This is a genomic window from Paenibacillus sp. 01T422 (genome assembly GCF_056398785.1).
In genome coordinates, this window is record NZ_JBFTQB010001608.1 from 1 (window position 1) to 506 (window position 506).

General features: G+C 44.1%; 1 protein-coding gene. It reads left to right on the plus strand.

The window, feature by feature from the left end; translation table 11 throughout:
• Nucleotides 1–24: 24 nt before the first annotated feature.
• A partial coding sequence (locus AC1DUA_RS40410; protein WP_477504989.1) for a helix-turn-helix transcriptional regulator occupies nt 25–506 on the plus strand: 482 nt, incomplete at its 3' end.

The following is a 506-nucleotide window of genomic DNA, read 5'->3' on the forward strand; positions in this document are numbered from 1 at the left end:
GTGCAAAGGTTCCTTGTCTCCATCATGCAATTATTTGAGGATTCCGGCCATGACGCACTGGAGGCTGCAGATATCCTGGGGCAGGTTCGAGCTTATAAAACATTAGATGAAATAAAGGTATGGTTGGCGTCGTTATGTTTGCAGCTGTTTGAACAGGTCATGATGAAGATGGCGCAGGATGTAGACTCTTTGTTAATCCGCTCTGAAGTGTATATTCTGGAAAACTATCAGAATGAGAACTTGTCGCTGAATGAAGTGGCCCAACACGTATACATGAGTATGAATTATTTCAGTGGGCTGTTCAAACAAAAGAAAGGTCAGTCCTTCATTGAATACGTTACATGGATACGCCTAGCCAAAGCGAAGGAACTGCTAACTGAGACGAATTTGAAAGCCTATGAAATTGCCGCGAAGATCGGATATGGCGATCCGCAATATTTCAGCGTGATTTTCAAGCGGCATCATGGGATGACGCCCAAAGAATATAGAGCAGCAAGTAGAGAGGG